Source organism: Cellulomonas telluris, from assembly GCF_004886325.1.
Lineage (GTDB): Bacteria > Actinomycetota > Actinomycetes > Actinomycetales > Cellulomonadaceae > Cellulomonas > Cellulomonas telluris.
In genome coordinates, this window is the sequence record NZ_QXFN01000005.1 from 298,453 (window position 1) to 315,874 (window position 17,422).

Genomic DNA, 17,422 nt, shown 5'->3' on the forward strand with positions numbered 1-17,422 from the left:
GCGGCCGCCGGACGGCGGGCAGGTCAGGCGCGGGGCGACCACTCCAGCAGGGGCTGCCCCGCCTCGACCCGCTCGCCGTCCGCGACGAGCCGGGTGAGCGCCGCGGGGTCGCCCTGGAGGACGACGACGGGGCAGACGGTCGCGAGGCCGGCGTCGGCGACGGCGGCGGGCGACCAGGTGAGCACGACCTCGCCGGTGCGGACGCGGCGACCGGGCTCCACGTGCACGGTGAAGCCGGCGCCGCCGAGGCCGACGGTGTCGATGCCGGCGTGCACGAGCACGCCGGCATCGACACCGAGCTCGAGCGCGAACGCGTGCGGGTGCAGTGCGCCGACCACGCCCGCGCACGGTGCGAGCACGTCGGCACGGTCGACCGCGTCCGGCTGCACGGCGACGCCGGGCCCGACCATCTGCTCTGCGAACACGGGGTCGGGCACGTCGGCCAGCGGCCGGACGACGCCCGTCACCGGGCTGACCAGCCGCAGGGTCACGTCAGCGCAGCGTGTCGAGCTCGGCCGCGAGGTTGTCGGCCTCGGGACCGACGATGACCTGCACGATGCGGCCCGAGCGGACGACGCCGAACGCGCCGCTGGCCTTCAGGGCGGCCTCGTCGACCAGCTCCGCGTCGCCGACCTCGACCCGCAGCCGCGTGATGCAGGGCTCGAGGTCGACCACGTTGGTCTCCCCGCCCAGGGCGGCCAGGATCTGCTGTGCCTTGCTCAAGTGGTTCTCCCCACGATCCGTCGCGACGCGCACGCCCCGGGCACCGCTGTGCGAGTACAGGCGCAGGTGCAGGTGCACCGGTCGGTGCGTGAACCCCAGGTTACCGCCGCCGGTCCCGCACCACCCACCCGGTCCGCGCACCGGTCCTCCGTCCCTGGCGCTCCCGGCCGCGGCGTGCTCGCACCGGGTGCACGGCGGCGCGCCGGGCGTGTCGAGGCTGGCACGCCGGGTCCGCGGCGCGACAGACTGCGACGGCCGACGACGTCGTCGGCCGGGACGCCCCGGGCACGCCGCCATCTCACGAGGCCGCGTACCGGCGCCCCGAGCGAGCAGCGAGGAGGTACGCGTGGGCAGCACGTCCGTCGTCACCGGCATCGGCGTCAGCCCCGGTCGGGCCGCGGCACCGGCGGCCCTGCTGCCGGAGCCCGTCGCCGAGCCGCCCGCCGGACGCCGGCTCCCCCCGGGCGCCGACACCGAGGCGGCCGCGGCCCGGGTGGCGGAGGCGGCCGACGCCGTCCGCGCCGAGCTCGACGCCGCCGCGGAGGCCGCCGAGGGCGCGAGCGCCGACCTGCTGTTCGCGACGGCCGCGATGGCGGCCGACCCGTCCCTCGTCGCCGACGCCCAGGAGCGGGTGCGCGCGGAGCACCTGGTCCCCGAGCGCGCCGTGTGGGAGGCGGCGGACGCCGTCGCCGCCCAGCTCGCCGAGCTCGGCGGGTACATGGCCGAGCGCGTGCGCGACGTCGTCGACGTCCGTGACCGGCTGGTCGCGCGGCTCACCGGGCGCCCCGCCCCGGGGCTGCCCGTGCGCCCGCACCCGTACGTGCTCGTCGCGCACGACCTGGCCCCCGCCCTGACCGCCACGCTCGACCCGGCGCGCGTGGTCGCGGTCGTCACGGCCGCGGGCGGCCCCACCTCGCACACGGCGATCCTCGCCCGCGCCCGCGGCATCCCCGCCGTCGTCGCCGCCCCGGGGGCGGCGGGCGTCGCCGAGGGCACGCCGCTGCTCGTGGACGGGGCGTCCGGCCGGGTGACGCTCGACCCGTCGCCCGAGGCGGTGGCCCGCGTGCGCGCGCTCGGCGCCGCGGTGCGCACGTTCGACGGCGACGGGCGCACGGCCGACGGGCACCGCGTCGAGCTGCTGGCGAACGTCGGCGACCCGGCGGAGGCCGAGTCCGCGGCGGCGTCCGGGGCCCAGGGCGTCGGGCTGTTCCGCACGGAGTTCGCCTTCCTCGACCGCACCGAGGCACCCGGGGTGGACGAGCAGGTCACCGCCTACGGACGCGTGCTCGCCGCCTTCGCGGGACGCAAGGTCGTCGTCCGCACGCTCGACGCCGGCGCCGACAAGCCGCTGCCGTTCCTGCGCGCGGCTCCCGAGGCGAACCCCGCGCTCGGCGTGCGGGGGCTGCGGGTCGCCGACGCCCAGCCGCAGGTGCTCGAGGACCAGCTCACCGCGATCGCGCGCGCCGCCGCCGAGCACCCGGGCACCACGACGTGGGTCATGGCCCCCATGGTCGCGACGGTCGAGGAGACGGAGGCGTTCGTCGCGGCGTGCGCGCGGCACGGCCTGACCGCCGCCGGGATCATGGTCGAGGTGCCGAGCGCCGCGCTGCTCGCCGCCCCGATGCTCGCCCACGCCGCGTTCGCCAGCATCGGCACGAACGACCTCACGCAGTACACGATGGCGGCCGACCGCCTGCTCGGTGCCGTGGCCCGCCTGTCCGACGCCTGGCAGCCCGCCGTGCTGCGCCTCGTGGAGGCGACCGCCCTGGGCGGTGCGGCGCAGGGCCGGCCCGTCGGGGTCTGCGGCGAGGCCGCCGCCGACCCGGCGCTCGCGGTCGTGCTCGCCGGGCTCGGCGTCACGTCCCTGTCGATGACGCCGCGCGCGCTGCCCGACGTCGCGGCCGTGCTCGCGGCGACCACGTGGGACGAGTGCCGGCGCCTCGCACGGCTGGCCGTCGAGTCCCCCGGCGCCGACCACGCGCGGTCGGTCGTGCGGCGCGCGCTGCCCGTGCTCGAGGAGCTCGGGCTCTGACGCGCCGGACGTGTGACGTGCGCCCGCACCCGGCCGCGCAGCCGCGGTGCGCGGTGCGGGGCGTGTGAGGATGGGCGCCGTGAGAGCCGACTCCTTCTACGAGGCCGTCGGCGGGCACGAGACCTTCGTCCGGCTCGTCGACGAGTTCTACCGGGGCGTCGCCGAGGACCCGGTGCTCAAGCCGATGTACCCCGAGGAGGACCTGGGGCCGGCCGCGGAGCGCCTGACGCTGTTCCTCGAGCAGTACTGGGGCGGCCCCACCACCTACTCCGAGCAGCGCGGGCACCCGCGCCTGCGCATGCGGCACGCGCCGTACAAGGTGAACCCGGACGCACGGGACCGGTGGCTGCGGCACATGCGGGCCGCGGTGGACAGCCTCGACCTCGCCCCGCTGCACCGCGCGCAGCTGTGGGACTACCTCGAGCGCGCCGCCTTCTCCATGCTCAACACGTTCGAGGACTGAGGACCGCCCACCCATGACCGACGCCGCCGACGTGCGCCCCGACGACCCCACCGCCGCCGTGCTGCGCGTCCTCGACGTCGACGCCGACGGCGAGACGCCCGACCTGTTCCACGCGACGAGCCTCGCGCAGCCGGGCGGACGCGTGTTCGGCGGCCAGGTGCTCGCGCAGGCGCTGCTCGCCGCCGGACGCACCGTGCCCGCCGAGCGGCTGCCGCACTCGCTGCACGGGTACTTCCTGCGGCCGGGCGACGTCACCAAGCCGATCGCGCTCACGGTCGAGCGCCTGCGCGACGGTCGGTCGTTCACCGCCCGGCGCACGCACGCCCTGCAGGACGGCCAGCCGATCCTGTCGATGATCGCCTCGTTCCAGGAGGAGCAGCCGGGCGTCGAGTACGCGGAGACGATGCCGGCGGACGTGCCGGCACCCGAGGACGTCGTGTCCGCGCTCGACCAGCTCGGCGGCATCGACCACCCGGTCGCGAAGTTCTGGACGCAGGAGGCGGCGTTCGACGTGCGGCACGTCGGCGGCTCCCTCTACCTCGACGCCGACCCGGACCCGCGGCTCGGCCGGCAGGCCGTGTGGATGCGCTCGCGCGCGCCGCTGCCCGACGACCAGCTCCTGCACCGGGCGCTCCTCGCCTACGCGTGCGACCAGGTCATGCTCGAGCCCGTCCTGCGCCGGGCCGGCCGGTCGTGGGTGACGCCCGGGCTGTCCATGGCGAGCCTCGACCACGCGATGTGGTGGCACCGCGACGTGCGCGTCGACGACTGGCTGCTGTACGTGCAGTCGACGCCCAGCGCGCAGGGCGGGCGCGGCCTGGGCGCGGCGCGGGTGTTCACGCGCGACGGCGTCCTCGTCGCGACCGTCGCGCAGGAGGGCATGGTCCGCCTGCCGGTGTGACGTGCGCCCGCACGGCCCGCTCGACGAGCGCGCGGCCGACGCGCGGGCGACACTCCCGGCATGGTCCGGCTCCGACGTGTGCGCATCGACCAGCCCGGCTGGACCCGGCGCCGGGCGGGCAAGGGCTTCGTGTACCTCGACGTCGACCGGCGGCGCATCGAGGACCCCGACCACCTCGAGCGCGTCTCGACGCTGGCGATCCCGCCCGCGTGGAAGGACGTCTGGATCTGCCCGTGGCCGAACGGCCACATCCAGGCCGCCGGGTTCGACGACGCCCAGCGCCGGCAGTACCTGTACCACCAGCAGTGGCACGCGCGCCGGGCGCGGCTCAAGCACGACCACGTCCTCGAGGTCGCACGGCGGCTGCCGGCCGCGCGCCGCCGCGTCAAGGCGGACCTCGCCCTCGAGGGCATGCCGCGGGACAAGGCGCTCGCGCTCGCCTTCCGGCTGCTCGACCGGGCCTACCTGCGGGTCGGCGGCGAGGGCTACGCCCGGCGCAACGGCTCGTTCGGGCTCGCGACCCTGCGCAAGGAGCACGTGCACGTGCTCGAGCCGGAGCGGGACGACGACCCCGGTGCGGTGCACCTGGTGTTCCCCGCCAAGTCGGGCCAGGTGCGCGACACCGTCGTCGAGGACGAGGTCGTCGCGGACCTGTGCCGCACGCTCCTGCGCCGCCGCGACCCGAGCCCCGAGCTGCTCGCCTGGCACGACGAGCGCGGGTGGCACGACGTGACGAGCAGCGACGTCGCCGCGTACGTCAAGGACCGGCTCGGCGACGCCTCCCCCAAGGACTTCCGCACGTGGCACGCGACCGTCCTGGCCGCGCGGGGCTTCGCCGAGGCCGGGCCGGCGCCGGCGAGCGAGCGCGGGCGGCGGCGCGTGGTGTCGTCGGTGGTGAAGGCGGTGTCGGAGGAGCTGGGGAACACGCCGGCGGTCGCGCGTGCCTCCTACATCGACCCGCGCGTGGTGGACCTGTGGGAGCGCGGCGAGACGATCGCCCCCACCCGGTCGCAGGCCGTGGCGGAGAAGCGCACGCTGGCGATGCTGTCGTCGTCCTGACGCCGGGCCGCCGGACGCCCCGGGTGCGCCGGCCCGCGGCCGACCGCAGACTGCGGGGGTGAGGCACCGGGACGCACCGCCGCCCGGCCCGTCGACGTCCACGCACCGCCCGCCCACCGGGCCGGACCTGGCGCCCGAGCCCGTGGCCCGCACGCTCGCCGGGCTCGTGCCCGGCACGGGACCCGACGGTCGTCCCCGGCCGGACGCACCGCTGGCCGCCGTCACGGGCGTCACCGGGTACGTCGGCGGACGTCTGGTGCCCGAGCTGCTCGCCGCCGGCTACCGCGTCCGCGCCCTCGCACGCCACCCCGAGCGGCTGCGGGGACGTCCCTGGTACGACGACGTCGAGGTGGTGGAGGCCGACGCGTCGGACCTCGACGCGCTCCGCCCTGCGCTCGCGGGGGCCGACGTGGCCTACTACCTCATCCACTCGCTCGGGTCCGGGCGCCGCTTCGAGCAGCGGGACCGGCGCACCGCGCTCGCGTTCGCCCGGGCGGCCCGGGAGGCCGCCGTCGGCCGGATCGTGTACCTGGGCGGCCTGCACCCCGAGGGCGAGGAGCTCTCCCCGCACCTGGCCTCGCGCACCGAGGTCGGCGAGATCCTGCTGGCCTCGGGGGTGCCCACCACGGTGCTGCGGGCGGCGGTCGTCCTCGGGTCGGGGTCCGCGTCGTTCGAGATGATGCGCTACCTCACCGAGCGGCTGCCCGCGATGACGGTGCCGACGTGGGTGGACAACCGCATCCAGCCGATCGCGGTCCGGGACGTGCTGCGCTACCTCGTGGGCGCGGCGTCGATGCCCGCCGACGTGTCCCGCGCCTTCGACATCGGGGGTCCCGACGTCCTCACCTACCGGGAGATGATGCAGCGGTACGCGGCGATCTCGGACCTGCCCCGCCGGGTGATCGTCGGCGTCCCCGTGCTCACGCCGCGCCTGTCGAGCCACTGGGTGTCGCTCGTGACGCCCGTCCCCGGCGGTCTCGCACGCCCCCTCGTCGAGTCGCTCGTGCACGAGGTCGTCTGCGACGAGCACGACGTCGCGGCGTACGTGCCCGACCCGCCGGAGGGCCTCGTCGGGTTCGACCGCGCGGTGCGCCTCGCGCTCGCGCGCATCGGGGAGGCGAGCGTGGCGACGCGCTGGTCGTCCGCCGCGGTGCCGGGCGCCCCGAGCGACCCCCTGCCCTCCGACCCCGACTGGGCGGGCGGCTCGCTGTACGTCGACGAGCGGCGCGTCGAGGTCGCCGCCTCCCCCGCGGCGCTGTGGCGCGTGCTCGAGGCCGTGGGCGGCGAGCGCGGCTGGTTCTCCTGGTCCCTCGCGTGGCGCGTGCGGGGGCTGCTCGACCGCGTCGTCGGCGGGCCGGGCCTGCGCCGCGGCCGGCGCGACCCCCACCGCCTGCGCGTCGACGACGCGGTCGACTTCTGGCGCGTCGAGGCGCTCGAACCCGGACGGCTGCTGCGGCTGCGGGCCGAGATGCGGCTGCCCGGCCTGGCGTGGCTCGAGCTGCGGGTGGAACCGGTGGACGGGCGTGCTCCCGGTCCCGGGCACGCGGACCACGCCGACGACGCCGCGGCGTGGGCACGCCCGCCCACCGTCTTCGCGCAGCGCGCCCTGTTCCACCCGCACGGCCTGGCCGGCCAGCTCTACTGGTGGTCGGTGTACCCGTTCCACGGCGTGGTGTTCGGGGGCATGCAGCGCAACATCGCCCGGGCGGCCGAGACGGCGGAGCGGGCGCGCACGGACGTCGCACCGGACGCCGGCGGACGTCCGTGACGCGTCGGTCCGCCGGCTGCCGTCAGCGGCGGCGGCGCAGGCGGACCGGCTCCTCGACGAACGACTCCCAGGCGGCGCGCTGCTCCGGGCCGATGCGCTGCGGCGCCCCGGTGCGCGCGTCCACCAGCACGAGCGTCGTGACGGCCCGCGCGTACACCTCGGAGCCCTCCACGGCGGCCGGGGCGTCGCGCACCTCGTAGCAGACGTCGAGGCTGGCGCCGCCCAGGTGCCCGATCCACATCTCGACGACGACCGGTGCGCGCCGGTAGCCGAGCGGCCGCACGTACTCGATCTCCTGGCGGGCGACGAGCGTGGACAGCCCGGCGCCGGGCCCCGCGTCGAGCACCGCGGTCGGCCACGAGCCGTCCGGGCGGGTACCGTCCGGGCCCGCCGGGTGGCGCCAGAACGCCTCGATCCGCGCCTCCTCGAGCAGGCGCAGCATCTCCACGTTGTTCACGTGCGCGTACGCGTCCATGTCGGACCAGCGCAGCTGCACCGGCACCTCGAGCCGTGCCATCCGTCGTCCTCCGTCCCGCCGCACGTGGCGGCGTGTCGTCCCGGCCGGGCACCGGGGTCGTCCTCGGTCCGGTCGCGCGCGCGACGCCGGCGGCGGGCACCGCCGCTCGCGCGGGCGACCCACGGGTCAGCGTCGGCGCCCCCGCGCACCCGCGGCGGCACCGGCGGCGCGTCGTGCCGCGTCGTGGGCGCTCGTCCACCGCTCGACCTGGGCCGTCACGGGCGCCACGACGCGCGCGTCGGCGACACCCGCCACGGCGGCGCGCAGCCGCCGTCGGGCCCGCGCGGCCTGCCGGCGACCCTCGGCCCAGGCCCCGACCGCGCCCAGGAGCGCGAGGAGGAGGCCGAGCACCAGTCCCCCCAGCAGCAGCGCGGTGGGCGCCGGGAGGGGACCCCAATGCGGGGTCGACGGCTCGGGCAGCCGCAGGTACGCCAGCCCGGCGAGCACACCGAGCCACAGCAGGCCCGCGACGGCGGCGGCCACGCCCACCCACTGCAGCACGTCGACGGCGCGCGCCCACCAGGGCGCCCGCGCCGGCAGCAGCGTCGTGCCCGCGACCGCCGCGTCCAGGGCGTCGCCGAGGCCGTCCGTCCGCACGTCGCCGCGGACACCGAGGACCCACGCGTCGGGCAGCCCCGCGGTCGCGTCGTCGCGCCACCGGCGCACCGCGTTGGCGGCGTGCGCCTGCACCTGCGGGCCCGCCGGCGGCAGGGACGTGCGGTCCGCGGTGTCGGCGTCCGGCGTGCCGGGGCGCAGGTGCAGCCGGCGCAACGGGTCGGGACGCAGCCGGGCGAGCACGCGCAGCGGCGGCCACCCGGTGCGGGCCCGCACGCGGCGTGCCGCGGACCGGCGGACCGCGTCGACGACGGTCGGGACGCCCGCCGCGTGCTCCAGCGCGGTGACGAGCGCCTCGGGCGACGGGAGGTCGCGGCGGCGCTCCGTGCCCCCGTCCAGCGCCTCGACCGCGCGCACCGCCACGTCCTCCACGTCCGCGCTCAGCCGGTCCGCGGCGGCGCGACGCCGCTGGGCCGCCCGGGCCAGCAGCGCCCACAGGTCTGCGACGCCCTCGCCGGTCCTCGCGCTTACCAGGACCGTCTCGACGTCGCCGAGACCGTCCCGGGCGGCGAGGCGGCGGACGTCCTCCCGCCACGTCGTCCGGTCGTCCGCCGCCAGGCGGTCGGCCTGGTTGAGCGCGAGCACCATGACGTCGGCGTGCCGCGCGAGCGGGCGCAGGTAGCGCTCGTGCAGGACCGCGTCGGCGTACTTCTGCGGGTCGAGCACCCACACGAGCAGGTCCGCCCGCGCGTACAGGCGCTCGGCGGTCTCGCGGTGCTCCGTGACGACGGAGTCGTGGTCGGGCAGGTCCAGCAGGACGAGACCCGTCGGCAGCCCGCGCGCCGCCCCCGTGCCGTGGTCCAGCGCGCGCCGGTCCCCCACCTCGAGCCAGTCCAGCAGCGCGTGCACGTCCTCGTCCGCCGCCACGGCCGCCAGCGGGCGCGACGTCGTGGGGCGCAGGGTCCCGGGACGCGCGAGGTCCGCACCCGCGAGCGCGTTGAACAGCGACGACTTCCCGGAGCCGGTCGCACCCGCGAGCGCCGCCACCGTGGTCGAGGGCGCGAGCGCGAGGCGCTCGCGGACCTGCGCCACCACGCGCTCCCCCTCGGCGACGACGGCGCCGTCGAGCCGGTCACCCGCGAGCTGCAGGCACCGGGCGAGCGCCTCCGTGCGCTCCGCCAGGCCCGGTCCGCTCACCGCGCGTCCTCGTCGCCGCCCACGAGACGACGCCACCACCCGCGCACGCCGCGCTCCCGCTCGCCGGTGGCCTCCCCCGGGCCCGACGAGCCCGCCGGCCCCCCGGCGGCTCGGGGCGGCACCGCACCGACCCCGCGCAGGCGGCCCGCGGGCGCGCCGCCGGAGCTTGCGGCGGGGACGCGGGGCTCGCCGGTCCGGCCCCCCTCCGCACCGGGCAGCGGCGCCGACGCCACGCGCGAGGCCGCGGCGCGCAGCGGCGCGCCCCCCGCGTCGGCCGTGCCGAGCGCGTCGAGCTGCGCGGTGAACCGCGCCGCCTCCGCCTCGAGCAGGGTGCCCACCCGGGCGACGAGCCGCTCGTGCGCGGTGCGGGTGAGCCGGCGGACCGCGTCGTCGCCGAACACCGCCTCGAGCAGACGCTGGGCGAGCACGGCGGTGCCGCCCGCGATGCCGACCTCGGCACCCGTGAGGCCGCCGGTCGACGCGAACACCGCGAGCATGAGCGCCGCGCCGAGGCCGTTGACCCCGAACGAGAGGGCACGCGCCTGCGTGCGCCGGTCGCCGCCCTCGTCGGCGACGAGCTGCAGCACGTCGTCCTGCCACGCCCGCACCTGGCCGGCGATGTCCTCCCGCAGCCGCGCGGAGGAGCGCGACAGCGCGAGCCCGTCGAGCAGCGCGGTGCCGGCGGGGTCGGTCCGCCAGGCCGCGTGCGCGCGCTCGGCGGCCTGCTCCGCCGCGTCCAGCACGACGGCGTCGAGGCTGCGCCCGATCGCCTCCGCCAGGGCCGGCTCCTGCGCCCGGCGGCCGCGCACGGCGGCCGTCAGGCGGTCGCGCCACCGCGCCACGCGCTCCTCGACCGAGCGCATGAACTCGCCGGTGCCCACCACGTCCTGCCAGCGGGCCAGGACCTCGCCCCGCAGCATGCGCCCGTCCGACGTGGCGCGCTCGACGTCGACGAGCGCCGCCGCGTACGCGGCCTCCACGGCGGCGCGCAGGCGCGCGTCCGCGGCCTCCTGCGCGTCGGCCGCGTCCGCGACGAGACCCGCGCGGACCACCAGGTCGGCCACGAGGCCGTCCCGGGTCCGCTCGACGACGCCGCGCCGGGCCGCCGGGTCCGCCGCGAGGCGGGTGAGCCACTCCGCGACGGGCGCGACCGCCCACTCGGGCAGCAGCCCGTCCTGCGGCTCGGCCTCGGGCACGACGAGCACCGGCGTGCCCGCGAGCCCGTGCTCGGCGAGCATCGACGCGAGGTGCTCGCGCACCGCGTCCTCCTCGCCCGGGTCGACGCGGTCGAGGACGAGCGCGAGCTCGACGCGCCGCTGCGCCGCCGTGCCCAGCAGCTCCCACGGGACCGCGTCCGCGTAGCGGGCGGCGGTGGTGACGAACAGCCACAGGTCGGCCGCACCGAGGAGCTGGCGGGCCAGTGCGCGGTTCTCGTCGACGACGGAGTCGATGTCGGGGGCGTCCAGCAGCGCGAGGCCGTGCGGGACGGCGTCGCTCGCGACGAGCCGCAGGCCCGCGTGGCCGCCCTGCTCGGCGGCGCCGCCGCCCGTCGCCGTTCCCCCGCCGACCAGCCGGGCGAGGCCGGGCAGCACCCGGTCGGTCGTGAACCAGCGGCCGTCGAGCGGGTGGTGCACCAGCACCGGCCACCGCGTCGTCGGTCGCAGCACGCTCGCGGACGAGACCTCCTCGCCGAGCAACGAGTTCACGAGCGTCGACTTGCCCGCACCCGTGGACCCGCCGAGCACGGCGAGCACCGGGGCCGCCTCCGCGCGCAGCCGCGGCAGCAGGTAGTCGTCGAGCTGCTCCAGCACCTGGCGGCGCACCGCGCGGGCCTCGTCGACCCCGGTGCCCTCCAGCGCGAGGTCCACCTGCCGCAGCCGCAGACCGAGCACCTCGAGCGCCTCGACGAGGCCGCCACCGCCCGCGCCGGCACCCGTGCCGCCGCCGTGCGTGCCACCAGCGTGCGCGTCGCCGCCGTGCGTGTCGCCGCCGTGCGCGCCACCAGCGTGCGTGCCGCCGCCGTGCGTGCCGCCGTCGCCCGGCGCCGCCGGGACGCCCGACGCGCCCGCCACCCCCGCCGGACCCTGCGGGTCCGGGGTGCCGGGGAGGACGGGCGCGTCGTCGCTCATGGGTCGTCCGCCCCTCAGTCGCGACGCAGCTTGCGGTGCGTGACGCGGTGCGGGCGCGCCGCCTCCGGGCCGAGACGCTGGACCTTGTTCTCCTCGTACGAGGCGAAGTTGCCCTCGAACCAGTACCAGCGCGCGGGGTCCTCCTCGGTGCCCTCGTAGGCGAGGATGTGCGTCGCCACGCGGTCCAGGAACCACCGGTCGTGGGAGACGACCACGGCGCAGCCGGGGAACTCCAGCAGCGCGTTCTCCAGCGAGCCGAGCGTCTCGACGTCCAGGTCGTTGGTCGGCTCGTCGAGGAGCAGCAGGTTGCCGCCCTGCTTGAGCGTGAGCGCCAGGTTGAGGCGGTTGCGCTCACCGCCGGACAGCACGCCCGCCGGCTTCTGCTGGTCCGGACCCTTGAAACCGAACGCCGCGACGTACGCGCGCGACGGCATCTCGACGTTGCCGACCTTGAGGAAGTCGAGCCCGTCGGACACGACCTCCCACAGGGTCTTCTTCGGGTCGATGCCGCCACGGCTCTGGTCGACGTAGGAGATCGAGACCGTCTCGCCGATCTTCAGGTCCCCGTCGTCGAGCGGCTCGAGCCCGACGATCGTCTTGAACAGCGTCGTCTTGCCCACGCCGTTCGGGCCGATGACGCCGACGATGCCGTTGCGCGGCAGCGTGAAGCTGAGCCCGTCGATGAGCGTGCGGCCGTCGAAGCCCTTGACCAGGTCCTTGGCCTCGAGCACGACGTTGCCCAGGCGCGGACCCGGCGGGATCTGGATCTCCTCGAAGTCCAGCTTGCGCGTGCGCTCGGCCTCCGCCGCCATCTCCTCGTAGCGGGCCAGACGCGCCTTGGACTTGGTCTGCCGGCCCTTGGCGTTCTGGCGGACCCACTCGAGCTCGTCCTTCAGGCGCTTGGCGAGCTTCGCGTCCTTCTTGCCCTGGACCTGCAGGCGCTCCTGCTTCTTCTCCAGGTACGTCGAGTAGTTGCCCTCGTACGGGTACAGGCGGCCGCGGTCGACCTCGCAGATCCACTCCGCGACGTGGTCGAGGAAGTACCGGTCGTGCGTCACCGCGAGGATGGCGCCGGGGTACTGCTGCAGGTGCTGCTCGAGCCACAGCACGGACTCGGCGTCCAGGTGGTTCGTGGGCTCGTCGAGGAGCAGCAGGTCCGGCTTCTCGAGCAGGAGCTTGCAGAGCGCGACGCGGCGGCGCTCGCCACCGGAGAGCACCTTGACGTCGGCGTCCGGCGGCGGGCAGCGCAGCGCGTCCATCGCCTGCTCGAGCTGGGCGTCGAGGTCCCAGGCGTCGGCGGCGTCGATCGCCTCCTGCAGCTGGCCCATCTCGGCCAGCAGCGCGTCGAAGTCCGCTTCGGGGTCGGCCATGAGGGCCGAGATCTCGTTGTAGCGGTCGAGCTTGCCCTTGATCTCGGCGACGCCCTCCTCGACGTTGCCGAGCACCGTCTTGTCGTCGTTCAGCGGCGGCTCCTGCTGCAGGATGCCGACCGTGTAGCCGGGCGACAGGCGCGCCTCGCCGTTCGAGGGCTGGTCGAGCCCGGCCATGATCTTGAGGATCGTCGACTTGCCGGCGCCGTTGGGACCGACGACGCCGATCTTCGCGCCGGGCAGGAAGTTCAGGGAGACGTCGTCGAGGATGACCTTGTCGCCGTGCGCCTTGCGCGCCTTGTACATGGAGTAGATGAACTCAGCCACTGACTGCTCGTCCGCCTCGGGTCGCTTCGGTGGGGACGCCGCCGGTCGGGGCACGGGTGCGGGCCGGGACGTGGGTCCGGGCCCGGTCGCGCGCCGACCTGCGGCGTCGTCGGTTGCCGGTCCACCAGCCTAGGCGATCACCCGCGTCCGACCAGCGCGAGACCGGCGACGGGCTGCGCCGGCTCCGTGCCGTCGGGGCCGCCCGCGTCCCGGCCCGCACCGCCCGGGGCGGCCGCGTCCGGCTCGGGCGCCTCGCCCGCGGGGTCCTCGAGCGCCTCGGCCGGCGCCCCGGCCCACGGGTCGTCGACGAGCCGGTCGTCCGGGCGCGGCTCGGTCCCGCCCGCCGCCGGCCCGGTCTCGTCGGCGTCCCGCGTCGTGCCGCCGCGCGTGCTGCGCAGGAACGCCGTGGAGCCGAACACGAGGTCGTGCCCGAGCGCCACCGCCTCGAGCACCAGCTCCGTGCGCGGCCCGTCCGGCGACGTCCACTCCGACGTCCCGACGCGGCCGACGACCACCACCGGGTCGCCCTTGTGCAGCGACCGCGCGACGTTGTCCGCGACGTGCCGCCAGACCTTCACCGTCCACCAGACCGTCGGGCCGTCGCGGTACGTGCCGGCCTCCCGGTCGTAGAGCCGCCGCGTCGACGCGAGCCGGAACTGCGCGTACGGGGTGCCCCCGCCGTCGAGGTGGTAGGCCCGGACGTCCGAGCCGACCCAGCCGACGACCGTCACGTCCTGGGTGTGTGCGCCCATGAGCTGTCCTGTCTGCCGTGGCCCCGCGGGTCCGCGAGGCGTGGGACGCCAGACTGCGTGCGCGCGCCCCGGCCGTGCCGGACCGAGCGGCGGGACGGTGCACGCCGCCCCCGGGGAGCAGGGCTGGGGTCGGGTCAGCGCACGGTGCCGGGACCGGCGGCCTGCGCCACGAGCTCGCGCGCGTGCCGGTGCTCCGCGAGCACGTCCTGCGTCGGCGCGAGGAGCCGCACGCGGGCGACCGACTCGAGCGCCGACCGCCCCTCGGCGAGCACCCGCTCGGCGCGACGGGCCGCGGAGCGCCGCCGCACCGTCCACCCCGCGACCGCGAGGGCGACCGCCGCCACCAGCGCCCCGGCCACCACCGCCGCGGGCGGCACCCACCCCGGCGACGCACCCACGGCGTCGGCGACCAGGAGCCCACCCGCCACGAGCGCGACGACGCCCAGGACGGCCGCCACGACGGTCAGCACCCGCGCCGCGGTCGACGCCCGCGCGGTCAGCGTCACCTGGGTCAGCGCGTCCCGCACCGCCATCCGCATCTCGGTGGGCGTGGCGACGCGGGCACGCAGGTCGTCGGCCCAGCGGGTGGGCAGGCCCTGCGTCACGGCGGTCAGCCAGGCGGACCGGGCCAGGCCCACGCCGTCGGCGTGCACGTCGCCGAGCCGGGGCGGGCCGGAGGCGCCGCCCCGCACGACGGCGGCGACGGCCGAGGCGACGGCCGCCAGCCCGGCGGCCGACGCCAGCCGGTCCACGACCGTCCCGAGCGCGAGCTGCGACGGGGCCGGCTCACGCGTCCCGACCTGACCGGCCAGCAGGCTCGCCGCCGCGGCCACCTCCTGGTCGGCGTGCACGGCCGCGACGGACCGCCGTGCGACGACCCCCGCGAGCGCGTCCCGCAGCTCCGGCACGCCCTCGCCGGTCGCGGCCGAGACGCCGTGCACGGCCACGTCGGGCAGACCGTCCTCCGCGAGCAGGCGCCGGACGTCGGCGAGCAGGTCGTCACGCACGTCCGCCGGCACGGTGTCGAGCTGGTTCATCACGACCATCATCGACGCGTCGCGGCCGGCCAGCCGGCGCAGGTAGCCCGAGTGCAGCGCGTCGTCGGCGTACTTCTGGGGGTCGACGACCCAGACGAGCAGGTCGACCTGCGGCAGCACCCGGTCGACGACCTCGCGGTGCTCGGGCGCGATCGAGTCGTGGTCGGGCAGGTCGAGCAGCACGAGGCCGCGCAGCGCGGCCTCGTGGTCGGCGTCCAGGACGCTCTCGCGCTGGATCCGGTGCTCCGCGTCGACGCCGAGCCAGTCCAGCAGCGGGTCCCCGTCGGCACCCCACACGCACGCCGTCACGCGCGACGTCGTCGGCCTGCGCACCCCGACGTCCGCGAACCGCAGCCCGCTGACGGCGTTGAACAGGCTCGACTTCCCCGAGCCCGTGCCGCCGACGAGGGCCACGACCGTGTGGTCGACGCCCAGCGCCAGGCGCTCGCGCACGCGGTCGACGGCGGCGGCGACCGCGTCCACCACGACGGGGTCGAACCGCTCCCCGCCCACGGTCAGCGCACCCTCCAGGGCGTCCGCGCGCGCGGCCAGCGCCGCGGTGTCGGCCCCGCGCACGGCGCCCGAGGGGTCGCCCGCGTCGGGTGCCGTCCCGTCGGGTGCCGTCCCGTCGGGGCCGGCCTCGTCCGCCAGCTCGGGCTCGGCGTCGGCGGGCACGAGCTCCCGGGTCGCGGGCACGGCGGCCGGCAGCACCGCGGGGACGGGCGGCGGGACCGCGACCGGGGTCGAGTCGTCCGTGCTCATGTCAGCCCCTTGAGGACGGCGAGTCGCAGGCGCAGGCGCGAGGACGCGTCGGCGGCGAGGTCGGGGGCGGCGAGCGCGTCGTCCGCACCGGCCCGCTCCACGTCGACCTGCGCCTGCGCACGCCGGACGAGGTCGGCGCGCAGCTCCTCGGCCAGGGCGTCGGCGGCGTCGGGCAGGAGCGTGCGCAGGGCCTGCGCGGCCTCGTCGAGACCGGCGGCGGCGGCGAGCGCGACGGCCGCGAGCCCGTCCTCCCCCACCGCCCGGGCGACCTCGCGCCTGCGCGCGGCGGACGCCTCGTCGCCCCCGGCGGCGACCAGCACCGCCCGGGCCGCGCGGGCGCCCTCCGCGGTCCAGGCACGCGCGGCGCGCTCGGCGGCACCGGCCCGCGCCTGGTCCCCCGCCGGCCACATCGCGAGCATCGACGGGCCGCCCGGTGGGGCGTCCGGTCCGGTGAGCGCGGCCCGCAGCGTCGCCCCCGCCCGCTCCCCGACCGACGTGAGGACCGCAGCGGCCGACTCCGTCAGGTCCGCCACCAGCGGCTCCACCGCGGCGGAGCGGCTGCGCGCGAGGCGGGAACCGCCGCGGACGCGGCCCGACCGCCGCACGAGGCGCGCGAAGGGCTCGCCCTTCGCGGTCAGCCCGGTCCAGCGCGCCCGGACGGCGCCGTCGGCGACCGCACCCGACCGGACGGTGGTCTCCGCGTCGCCGCGGGGGCCCTCCGCGGCCGCGTCGAGCGCGGCGGCGATGCGCTCCGCCGCGTCGGCCTGGTCCTGCACGGCCTCCGCGAGCTCGTCGACCCAGGGACGCAGGGCCGCGAGCGCGCCCCGCAGCGTCCGGCCGACCACCGTCCGGGCGCGGTCGGGGCCGGCGAGCATCGTCAGCCAGCGCAGCACGGGCGCCACCACGCGCGGCTCGAGCAGCCCCTCGTGCGGGCCGACGTCCGGGACGACGAACAGCGGCGAGCCGCCGAGGCCGTGCGCGCGCAGCCGGTCGAGCAGGTCGCCGCGCACCGTGGGCAGGCTCGCGGCCGGCACCCGGTTGAGGACCATCGCGATGGAGGTGGAGCGCTCGACCGCGGCCTCGAGGACGCGCCACGGCAGGGCGTCGCCGTAGCGGGCCGCCGTCGTGACGAACAGCCACAGGTCGGCCGCCTCGAGCAGCCGGTGCGCGGACGCCCGGTTGGACTCGAGGACCGAGTCGAGGTCCGGTGCGTCGAGCAGTGCGATGCCGCGCGGCACCGAGTCGGCCGCGACCACCTCCACGCTGTCCAGCACCGGGTGGTGGGACAGCAGGTCGGCGTCGAGCGGGTGGTGCACGAGCACCGGTTCCCGGGTGGTCGGGCGCAGCACCCCCGCCGCGGTCACCTCACGCCCGACCAGGGAGTTCACGAGCGTGGACTTCCCTGCCCCGGTGGATCCGGCGACGACGACCACGGCCGGCGCGGACAGCTCCGTCAGCCGCGGGACGAGGTGCTCCCCGAGCTGGTCGACCAGGCGCGCACGCGACGCACGGGCGGCGTCGATGCCGGCGAGCTCGAGCGGGAACGAGGTGCCCTCCACGTCGCGGCGCAGGTCGCGCACCGCGTCGAGCAGCGAGGTCTGGGCGAGGGGTCGCGCGAGGAGCTCCGCGGCGGCGCCCGGGGCGGCCCCGGGCGCACCGGTGGGGCGCCCGGGCGTGGGCGCGGACGACCGGGCGGGCACGATGCCGGGCTGGGCGCTCACGCACCCATTCTCGGTCGGTTCCGTGACCAGGCCAAACGCGGCACGCGGGTGACACCCGACGAGCTCGGGACCGGCCGGGCTCCGCCGGGCCCCGGGGCACGCGGCACTA

Annotated in this window: 14 protein-coding genes; 5 read left to right on the plus strand and 9 right to left on the minus strand. The window is 77.6% G+C overall.

The window, feature by feature from the left end:
* Nucleotides 1-23 precede the first annotated feature (23 nt).
* Nucleotides 24-491, minus strand: coding sequence for a PTS sugar transporter subunit IIA (locus FB586_RS16935; RefSeq protein WP_136520511.1), 468 nt, complete (start codon nucleotides 489-491; stop codon nucleotides 24-26).
* A gap of 1 nt (nucleotide 492) precedes the next feature.
* On the minus strand, nucleotides 493-723 hold the full coding sequence (locus FB586_RS16940) for a PTS sugar transporter subunit IIB (protein ID WP_136520512.1): 231 nt from the start codon (nucleotides 721-723) through the stop codon (nucleotides 493-495).
* Between the two features lie 346 nt (nucleotides 724-1,069).
* On the opposite strand from FB586_RS16940, the gene ptsP reads away from it, so the two are divergent.
* The 5 genes from ptsP to FB586_RS16965 all read left to right on the plus strand — a co-directional run bounded on the left by ptsP (nucleotide 1,070) and on the right by FB586_RS16965 (nucleotide 6,946).
* Nucleotides 1,070-2,755: a phosphoenolpyruvate--protein phosphotransferase gene (gene ptsP / locus FB586_RS16945; protein WP_136520514.1), complete on the plus strand. Its 1,686-nt coding sequence runs from the start codon at nucleotides 1,070-1,072 to the stop codon at nucleotides 2,753-2,755.
* A 79-nt stretch (nucleotides 2,756-2,834) separates the two neighbouring features.
* Nucleotides 2,835-3,218, plus strand: a complete 384-nt coding sequence (locus tag FB586_RS16950; protein WP_136520515.1) for a globin — start codon at nucleotides 2,835-2,837, stop codon at nucleotides 3,216-3,218.
* Between the two features lie 13 nt (nucleotides 3,219-3,231).
* Nucleotides 3,232-4,119, plus strand: coding sequence for an acyl-CoA thioesterase (locus tag FB586_RS16955; RefSeq protein ID WP_136520516.1), 888 nt, complete (start codon nucleotides 3,232-3,234; stop codon nucleotides 4,117-4,119).
* Nucleotides 4,120-4,179: 60 nt separating this feature from the next.
* Nucleotides 4,180-5,178 carry a DNA topoisomerase IB gene (locus tag FB586_RS16960; RefSeq protein ID WP_136520517.1) on the plus strand — a complete coding sequence of 333 codons (999 nt, stop codon included), beginning with the start codon at nucleotides 4,180-4,182 and terminating at the stop codon, nucleotides 5,176-5,178.
* Nucleotides 5,179-5,344: 166 nt separating this feature from the next.
* Nucleotides 5,345-6,946: an SDR family oxidoreductase gene (locus tag FB586_RS16965; protein ID WP_246036946.1), complete on the plus strand. Its 1,602-nt coding sequence runs from the start codon at nucleotides 5,345-5,347 to the stop codon at nucleotides 6,944-6,946.
* A gap of 22 nt (nucleotides 6,947-6,968) precedes the next feature.
* Here the strand turns inward: FB586_RS16965 and FB586_RS16970 are convergent, their stop codons facing one another.
* From FB586_RS16970 to FB586_RS17000, 7 genes are all read right to left on the minus strand, one after another.
* Complete coding sequence (locus FB586_RS16970; RefSeq protein ID WP_136520519.1) at nucleotides 6,969-7,463, minus strand: acyl-CoA thioesterase; 495 nt, start codon at nucleotides 7,461-7,463, stop codon at nucleotides 6,969-6,971.
* A 126-nt stretch (nucleotides 7,464-7,589) separates the two neighbouring features.
* Nucleotides 7,590-9,215, minus strand: coding sequence for a GTPase (locus tag FB586_RS16975; protein WP_246036877.1), 1,626 nt, complete (start codon nucleotides 9,213-9,215; stop codon nucleotides 7,590-7,592).
* Nucleotides 9,212-11,344, minus strand: coding sequence for a GTPase domain-containing protein (locus FB586_RS16980; RefSeq protein WP_136520520.1), 2,133 nt, complete (start codon nucleotides 11,342-11,344; stop codon nucleotides 9,212-9,214). Before FB586_RS16980 ends, FB586_RS16975 begins: the two co-directional genes overlap by 4 nt.
* A 14-nt stretch (nucleotides 11,345-11,358) precedes the next feature.
* On the minus strand, nucleotides 11,359-13,041 hold the full coding sequence (gene ettA / locus FB586_RS16985; protein ID WP_136520521.1) for an energy-dependent translational throttle protein EttA: 1,683 nt from the start codon (nucleotides 13,039-13,041) through the stop codon (nucleotides 11,359-11,361).
* Between the two features lie 137 nt (nucleotides 13,042-13,178).
* The gene (locus tag FB586_RS16990) at nucleotides 13,179-13,793 is read right to left on the minus strand and encodes a single-stranded DNA-binding protein (RefSeq protein WP_136520522.1); all 615 of its coding nucleotides are present in this window, start codon (nucleotides 13,791-13,793) and stop codon (nucleotides 13,179-13,181) included.
* A 134-nt stretch (nucleotides 13,794-13,927) separates the two neighbouring features.
* Entirely contained in the window at nucleotides 13,928-15,592 is a 1,665-nt protein-coding gene (locus FB586_RS16995) for a GTPase (RefSeq protein WP_136520523.1), read from the minus strand.
* Nucleotides 15,589-17,313 carry a dynamin family protein gene (locus FB586_RS17000; RefSeq protein WP_136520524.1) on the minus strand — a complete coding sequence of 575 codons (1,725 nt, stop codon included), beginning with the start codon at nucleotides 17,311-17,313 and terminating at the stop codon, nucleotides 15,589-15,591. Before FB586_RS17000 ends, FB586_RS16995 begins: the two co-directional genes overlap by 4 nt.
* Nucleotides 17,314-17,422: the final 109 nt, after the last annotated feature.

Coding starts and splice junctions, on each gene's coding strand:
- FB586_RS16955 (WP_136520516.1), top strand. CDS start 3,232: ATGACCGACGCCGCCGACGTGCGCCCCGACGACCCCACCGCCGCCGTG.
- FB586_RS16995 (WP_136520523.1), bottom strand. CDS start 15,592: ATGAGCACGGACGACTCGACCCCGGTCGCGGTCCCGCCGCCCGTCCCC.
- FB586_RS16970 (WP_136520519.1), bottom strand. CDS start 7,463: ATGGCACGGCTCGAGGTGCCGGTGCAGCTGCGCTGGTCCGACATGGAC.
- FB586_RS16990 (WP_136520522.1), bottom strand. CDS start 13,793: ATGGGCGCACACACCCAGGACGTGACGGTCGTCGGCTGGGTCGGCTCG.
- FB586_RS16980 (WP_136520520.1), bottom strand. CDS start 11,344: ATGAGCGACGACGCGCCCGTCCTCCCCGGCACCCCGGACCCGCAGGGT.
- FB586_RS16960 (WP_136520517.1), top strand. CDS start 4,180: ATGGTCCGGCTCCGACGTGTGCGCATCGACCAGCCCGGCTGGACCCGG.